6 protein-coding genes are annotated in these 7,034 nt (G+C 68.1%); 4 read left to right on the top strand and 2 right to left on the bottom strand.

Annotation, left to right across the window (positions count from 1 at the left end):
• Positions 1–640: hypothetical protein (locus FFK22_RS40305; protein ID WP_221939249.1), on the bottom strand; the 640-nt coding region annotated here is incomplete at its 3' end.
• A gap of 757 nt (positions 641–1,397) precedes the next feature.
• Here FFK22_RS40305 and FFK22_RS40300 point away from each other — a divergent pair.
• Positions 1,398–1,679, top strand: coding sequence for a hypothetical protein (locus FFK22_RS40300; protein WP_138893424.1), 282 nt, complete (start codon positions 1,398–1,400; stop codon positions 1,677–1,679).
• A gap of 440 nt (positions 1,680–2,119) precedes the next feature.
• Here the strand turns inward: FFK22_RS40300 and FFK22_RS40295 are convergent, their stop codons facing one another.
• Positions 2,120–2,713, bottom strand: a complete 594-nt coding sequence (locus FFK22_RS40295; RefSeq protein WP_138893423.1) for a TetR/AcrR family transcriptional regulator — start codon at positions 2,711–2,713, stop codon at positions 2,120–2,122.
• A gap of 202 nt (positions 2,714–2,915) precedes the next feature.
• Here FFK22_RS40295 and FFK22_RS40290 point away from each other — a divergent pair, with 202 nt between their 5' ends.
• From FFK22_RS40290 to FFK22_RS40280, 3 genes are read left to right on the top strand one after another with little or no spacing between them, the layout of a single operon-like run.
• Positions 2,916–3,413 (top strand): (2Fe-2S)-binding protein, encoded by a 498-nt coding sequence (locus FFK22_RS40290; RefSeq protein WP_138893422.1) that lies wholly within the window; start codon positions 2,916–2,918, stop codon positions 3,411–3,413.
• A complete protein-coding gene (locus tag FFK22_RS40285) occupies positions 3,410–4,468 on the top strand; it encodes a xanthine dehydrogenase family protein subunit M (protein WP_138893421.1) in 1,059 nt (352 codons plus the stop codon). Before FFK22_RS40290 ends, FFK22_RS40285 begins: the two co-directional genes overlap by 4 nt.
• Positions 4,461–6,728 carry a xanthine dehydrogenase family protein molybdopterin-binding subunit gene (locus FFK22_RS40280; protein ID WP_138893420.1) on the top strand — a complete coding sequence of 756 codons (2,268 nt, stop codon included), beginning with the start codon at positions 4,461–4,463 and terminating at the stop codon, positions 6,726–6,728. The genes FFK22_RS40285 and FFK22_RS40280 overlap by 8 nt, the downstream gene beginning before the upstream one ends.
• The last annotated feature ends 306 nt before the right edge of the window (positions 6,729–7,034 follow it).

The raw sequence follows: 7,034 nt of genomic DNA, 5'->3' as shown, positions 1-7,034 counted from the left end.
CTTCCTGCAGCAGGATGACGACCACGGCCGGCCCGTGCTGTCTGGACGTCTCGGTCTCAGCGGTCAGCCATGGAAGCGCGCCCATGTGCCACAGGAGGCCCGCCACCAGAAGAGCAGCCAGAAGCGCGGTTCCGCACACACCAAGCCAGAGGCGCATCCGGCCGGGCCTGCGCAAAGGATACTGGACCTGGGGCGCGCTCCACGCGGGAGCATCGATCTGGACCGCTGCGTCGAGCGGCACGCCCGGGGATGACGCCGGCGAAGTGTCGGCTGGCTGGCTCGTCGCATCCTTGGTGGTGAAGACAGGAACGTAGCTGCCTCTCGGTATGGTGATGCGGATCTCGTCGTCCTTGCCGCCAGCGACATAGTAGTAGTCCAGGGAACGGCGCAACTGAGTGGCCTCGACCCGGACGATCGGGTCGAGCTGAGGGTCGAAACTCGTATCGCGATCGAAGACCTCGACGCCGACGCTATAGCCCTTGATGCGGTCGGCCCGGCCGGCCAGCGTCTCATCGACGATGTAGCGGAGAAAGCGCCGGCTCCGCTCGGAGGCGCGGAATTTCGAGCTGGCCAGAATGCGCTCCACCGCCTCGCGGACGATCTCCGCCGGCGGGACAACCGGATCGGGGGCCGACATCATCTCGCCTCCTGTCCACATCTGCCATGAGGACATGTCGTTTGTCGCATGTCGCCTTTGGAATAAAAGTCTGCCGCCGCCTCACGGCTTTCACCTAGAAGGCAGACAAATATTTTGTCATATGTTAATGCGGAGCAAGTCGGTTCGCAGGGATGTGGCTTTAGACCTTGAGAGTCGATTGTGTTATTTGAGAGTTGTCACGTCAACTGCCTGCTTCAGGGGGGGCGGTGATATAGTACGCACTGGTCCGATTCTAGACGATCGAGGTTGCCGACTATAGCGCCGCTGTGTTGGACCAAGTCGATGGTGGCGGCCAGACAAGCATGGCCCGCTCCATGGATGAAGGTCCGCTCCGGAGGGCGAAGGCGCCGTTCGATCCCGCCGGCTTCGACTTCCGCTTCGGGTCGCGTGCGGTCAGGTCCGCTCTCCGACGTCGAGGCCGGTGGCCGCTTCCGGGCGCCGTCATTCGGCTGCGCCGACGGCAAAGGGCGGAAAGCGGACACTCCAGCGAAGGATCAGGAGTGTCCGGATGCCGCTGCCAAGCGGAAGCGCCGTGCCGCGACCGACATGAGGGTTGGCGCTTGGAGCCGGGGCCTCACAACGATGGCGAGCGAGGATCAGCTGCTCCCGTCCCCATGGGGCTGATGGTACGAACGTCGGCCCAGGGAAGAGGCTCCCCCCGGAATGGCAAACACACCTTGCCAAGCGGCGGACGGTGCCGCTGTCTACTAGCCCAGTCCAACCCAAGTGCGGAACAGTCATGGGCATTCCGAGCAGCATGAAAGACGAGCTCTCTCGCTGGAACAACGGGGTAGGCATTGATCTGGAGACGTGGGTGGCCTGCGAAGGACGGTTCGCCCTGGCCGCAGGTTATTGTTCGGTGTTCTGGCCAGGATTCGTTAAGTTCGAGCGTTACATCTTGCGGCGGGATTTCTCCGAGCCGGCCCTGCGATCATTCGAGAACTCGGAGGGGGCGACGCGGCAGTCGGTTGAAGCCGTGATGAACCACATCCACATCGCCGATATCCAGCACAGCGGCTGAGAGGACATTTCGGCCGACAAGATTATCTTTATCGGTCGAAGGTTGAGGGAAATTTACGAGGCGAAGCTCTTCTGGCAATTTCCGGATGGCCCGTGTGCGGTCGAGCTGTGGGAACCCCAGGACGAGCACGATTTCCAGGGCTATCAGCTCTCGTTCTGGCAGAAGGCCTGACTGGAACCGTCCGGAATGTGCGGGAGAAGCGGAGCTTCTGGCCGCGATCAATGAATGTCTCCGCAGGGTCGCGTGCGGTCATGTCCGCTTCGGGTGGGCCTGTCGGATGGCCGGTTTCGAGCAATATTCTCGGCCGGTCTGGCCAGAAAGGGCAGGCTGCGGCGGGCTTGAGCGATGCCCGGTGTCGGCGCACCCGCGCCGCGGCCGCTCATGGCGCGGTCCCGCCCGGCTGCGCCGATAGGGAATGGCGGCGACGGGACCCGCCGAGATCATCGAGGCGTCCCGCTCGTCACACGAAGCCCATCGACAAAGACGTCGAGCAGCTTGAGCACGGTCTTCTGCCAGCCGGGCTGATCGTGCATGTAGCACATGCCCACGAGCGCGCGCAGGAGGTCCTCGGCGCTGACGTCCGGACGGATCTCGCCGGCCGAGACGGCCTGGTCCAGCAGCGCGCCGGCGGCCTTGGTCAGGCGGTCGAACGTGTGGGCGTAGAGTTCCGACCGTCCATGCGTCGCAAGCGCCAGCGCTGCCAACATGCCCTTCTTCGTCGCGACCAGGTCGACGTTGGATCTGAGCCAGGAGCGCAGGGCATCGACAGGCGCCGCCTCGTCCTTCAACTGCTCGGCCAATGCCCCGAGCTGCTCCACCTCGCGCCGGTAGACCGCCTCGAACAGGGCGTCACGGGTCGGGAAGTGCCGGTACAGGGTGCCGATGCCGACCCTGGCCTGCCTTGCCACCGCCTCGAGGCTGGCATCCGGTCCGCCGGCGCTGAACACGGCCTTCGCAGCTTCCAGCACGCGCTCGCGATTGCGGATCGCGTCGGTGCGCGGCTTTCGGGTGGTCTTTGCCGGGTTCTCTTCCATATTCCTCGTCTGGCTGCCCATCCCGCTTGAAAAGCGGAGGGGCCCTCCGTATATTGTCCGAACGGACGCGCCTTCGAAACGCCCTATCGATCAAGGCGGGGCGCCTGGTGTCCTCATAGCACGCAAATCCGGCCGTTCCGGCCCCGCCGCGCCTCTGGTGCGGCCGCCATGTCTTCGACGATATCACCGATCGGAGTCCTGCATGAGTTTCTCGATCAGCCTCACCGTGAACGGTGCGCGGCATGACATCGAGCTAGATGATCCGCGGATCACCCTGCTCGATCTCCTGCGCGAACGCCTCGACCTGACCGGCACGAAGAAGGGGTGCGACCGCGGCCAGTGCGGTGCCTGCACGGTGCTGGTCGACGGACGCCGCATCAATTCGTGCCTGGCGCTCGCGGTCAGCCACGACGGGGCCGACATCCTCACGATCGAGGGTGTCGCCCGCGACGACGAGCTTCATCCGGTCCAGGCGGCCTTCATCGCCCATGACGGCTTCCAATGCGGGTTCTGCACGCCGGGCCAGATCATGAGCGCGATCGGCCTGATCGGGGAAGGCCAGGCCGGCGACGACCCCGAACGCATCCGCGAGGGCATGAGCGGAAATCTCTGCCGATGCGCCGCCTATGCCGGGATCACGGAAGCGGTGCTGGAAGTGCAGAAGACGCTGGCCGAAGCCGGCCGGAGGGATGCCGCGTGAACACCTTCGAATACGTCAAGCCCGCCACGATCTCCGATGCCGTCGCGGCTGCGGCCGAGCCAGGAGCCGCGTATTTCGCGGCCGGCACGAACCTGCTCGACCTGATGAAGGACGGCGTCTCCCGCCCCGGCCGCCTCGTCGACATCACGCGCCTGCCGGGGCTCGACGGCGTCGAAGCCTTGCCCGACGGGGGGATCCGCATCGGCGCCCTGGTCCGCAATGCCGACCTCGCCCACGACCCGGATTTCGCCCGAAGCTATCCGGCGGTGGCGGAGGCGTTGCTGTCCGGCGCCTCCGCGCAGCTCCGCAATGCCGCGACGGTCGGCGGCAACCTGCTGCAGCGGACGCGCTGCGCGTATTTCTACGACACCGCCAGCGCCTGCAACAGGCGCCAGCCGGGCTCGGGCTGTGACGCCCGCGACGGCGAGAACCGCCTGCACGCCGTCCTCGGCTGGAGCGAGGGCTGCATCGCCACCCACCCTTCCGATTTCTGCGTGCCGCTCGTCGCGCTGGATGCCGTGGCGGAGATCGAGGGCAGGAACGGCCGGCGCGAGATCGCCGTCGATGACCTTCACCGGCTGCCGGACGCAACGCCCGATCGCGAGACCGCGCTCGAGCCGGGCGACCTGATCGTCGCCATCCGCCTGCCGGCGACGGCCGCCGCATTCGCCGCTCATGCCCGCTATCTCAAGGTGCGCGAACGCACCTCCTATGCCTTCGCGGTCGTCTCTGCGGCAGCGGCGCTCCGGATCGAGGACGGCACGATCCGGGAGGCCCGGCTCGCGCTCGGCGGCGTGGCGGCCAAGCCATGGCGCGCCCGGGCAGCGGAGGCTGTCCTCGCCGGCGCCAAGCTGGGCGCGGCTACCTTCCGGCAGGCCGCGGAGGCCGCTTTGGCCGATGCCAGGCCCTCGGGCAACAACGCCTACAAGATCGAGCTCGCGCGCCGGGTCCTCGTCCGCGCCCTGACGGTGGCCGCGGCCGGCACGCCGGAGCGTCTCCCCGCCCTTCCAGCCTCGCCGTTCTCATCTGCTTGCGGAGCGCGCCACGATGACTGAGATCCGACCCACAGCCGGTCCCGCCCATGCGCGCCACGGCTCCAGCATCGGCCAGCCGCTGACGCGCCGTGACGGCATCCTGAAGGTGACGGGGGCGGCGCGCTACGCCGCCGACAATCACCCGGCGGGGATGCTGTATGCGGTCCTCGCGGTCAGCAGCATCGCCCGCGGCCGGGTGACGGCCCTCGACATCGATGCCGCCAAGGCCCATCCGGGCGTGATCGAGGTCATGACTCCCGGCAACCGGCCGCCGCTGGCGATGGATCCGGACGAGAAGTCGAACCCGTTCATGTTCCGGATCGACGTCCTGCAGAACGACCTGGTGCGCTACGCCAACCAGCCGATCGCGGTGGTGATCGCCGAGACGCTGGAGGCCGCGACCGAGGGCGCGGCGCTGCTGTCGCCGCGATACGAGAGCCTGCCGCCACGGGTCGGGCTGGACGGGGGCGAGAGCTTCGTGCCGCCGGCTGTCGGCGTCGGCAATCCGGCCCAGGTGCAGCGGGGCGAGGTCGAAGCTGCCCTCGCCGGCTCGTCGAACCGCGTCGACGCGACTTACGAGACGCCCGACCAGTACCACAATGCCATGGAGCCGCACGCCATCGTCGCCGTCTGGGACGGCGACTCCCTGTCGATCGACACGCCGAGCCAGGGTCTGGCGATGGCCCAGGGGCGGATCGCGGGGCTGTTCGGCATCCCGCCCGAGAAGATCCATATCCGCAGCCCGTTCCTCGGCGGCGGCTTCGGCTCCAAGGGCCTGGTCTCCGGTCCGCAGATCCTCGGCATCCTCGCGGCCCGGCTGGTCGGCCGGCCGGTCAAGCTGGTGCTGCGCCGCGAGCAGATGTACGGGCCGGTCGGCCATCGCGCACCCTCGCGCCAGACGCTCCGGATCGGCCTCGACGGCGAGGGCCGGATCACCGCGCTTGCCCATCACGCGAAGGTGACGTCGAGCAGCTTCGACGATTTCTTCGAGCCGGCGGCCGACGCCTCGCACACCCTCTACGCCAGCCCGGCCATCGCCAGCTCCCACGAAGTAGTCCGCGTCGACACCGGCACGCCGCTGTTCATGCGGGCGCCCGGGGAAGCCACGGGCTCGATCGCGCTGGAAAGCGCGATCGACGAGGCGGCCTGGGCCTCCGGGATGGACCCGCTGGCGTTCCGGCTGAAGAACTACGCCGAGGTCGAGCCGATCTCCGGCAAGCCGTTCTCTTCCAAGGCTCTGCGCGAATGCTACGCGGAAGGTGCGGCGCGTTTCGGCTGGTCGGGACGGCCGCTCGCGCCGCGACAGATGCGGGACGAGGCCGGCTTCCTCGTCGGCTGGGGCATGGGCACTGCGACCTTCCCGGCGCTGATGTTCCAGGCCCAGGCCCGCGCGGTGCTGCGGCGCGACGGCACTGCCGTCATGGAGACGGGCGCGCAGGACATGGGGCAGGGCGCCTGGACCGCCCTGGCCCAGATCGCGGCCGACGGTCTCGGGCTCGATCTCGATCAGGTGGAGTTCAGGGCCGGCTCATCCGATCTTCCGGATGCCGGCATCGCCGGCGGCTCGGCCCACACGGCCACGGCCGGGATGGCGATCCACGGCGCCGGCGCCGACATCATCGCCAAGCTGGCCGATCTGGCGACGGGCGATCAGCGGTCGCCCCTGTTCGGGGCGGGGAATGCCGGGGTGCTGGCGCGGAGCGGCCGCCTGGTCCGCCGCGACGACGAAAGCCGGAGCGAGAGCTATGTCGACATTCTCGCCCGCGCCGGGCTGGCCGAGCTGGAAGGCCGTGGCAGGAGCGCCGCGGACCCCGCGGCTCAGTCGGCCTATGCGATGCATGCGCACGGGGCGGTCTTTGCCGCGGTCAAGGTCGACCCCGAACTCGGCCAGATCCGCGTCACCCGCCTTGTCGGCGCCTTTGCGGCGGGACGGGTCATCAACCCGCGCCTCGTGCGCAGCCAGTACTATGGCGGCATGATCTGGGGCGTGTCCTTCGCGCTGCACGAGCAGGCGGTGATGGACCGGCGCTCCGGCCGAATCCTGAATGCCGATCTCGCCGAGTACCACGTCCCGGTGAATGCCGACGTGCCGTCGATCGATGCCCTGATGATCGAGGAGCACGATCCGCATGTGAACGCGCTGGGCATCAAGGGGGTCGGGGAGATCGGCATCACCGGCACCGCCGGGGCCGTGGCGAATGCGGTCTGGCACGCCACGGGAACGCGAGTCCGCCGTTTCCCGATCAGGCTGCGTGACCTGCTGACGCCGGCATCGGACTAGCCGACTGGGCAAGCGTCAAACGTGACGGCCCTAGGCGTTGCCGATACTGAAAGGGGGGTGCGGATGAATGGAAGGGTCTGCACCCCCGCGGCAGGCAGGGAGCACCTCCAGCCTCACCAGGCGGGAACCGTCAGGCGCGCTGGAGTCAGTGGCCCGCTCAGGCGCATCATGCGGTCACGCTCCGCTAATTAAACCTGGATGTAGTAGCCGGTCCGATAGCTGCGCCTGCGCGGGGCTGCCGGACGAGGACGGGCGCTGCCGCGGTGAGTGATGTCCGCTTTGGTGAGCCGGGCACGATGTCCGGAT

The organism is Mycobacterium sp. KBS0706 (assembly GCF_005938675.2).
Taxonomy (GTDB): Bacteria; Pseudomonadota; Alphaproteobacteria; order DSM-16000; family Inquilinaceae; genus Inquilinus.
Note: the sequence above shows the minus strand (reverse complement) of the source record. Positions and strands in the feature narration are given on the sequence as shown.